Genomic DNA, 247 nt, shown 5'->3' with positions numbered 1-247 from the left:
GTGCAATACCACGTCTTTACCCGTAATGCCTTTGCCTAACTCGCCGTCTACCTTGATCAGCAGATTTTTCATCTTGCGCTGGATCAGGCACTGGGTCGCCAGTACGTGCTCAACTTCCGAGGTGCCAATACCATGTGCCAAAGCCGCAAAAGCGCCGTGGGTCGCAGTATGTGAGTCACCACATACAACGGTCATGCCCGGCAAGGTAGCTCCCTGCTCCGGCCCCACAACGTGCACGATGCCCTGA

At 56.3% G+C, this 247-nt stretch carries 1 protein-coding gene; it reads right to left on the bottom strand.

The annotated features are described in order from the left end of the window. Window positions 1–247 (bottom strand): aconitase family protein (locus tag Q4563_RS21710; protein WP_303606008.1); only part of this gene is annotated, 247 nt, incomplete at both ends.

Source organism: Gilvimarinus sp. 1_MG-2023, from assembly GCF_030548285.1.
This window is presented reverse-complemented; position numbering and strand designations above follow the sequence as displayed.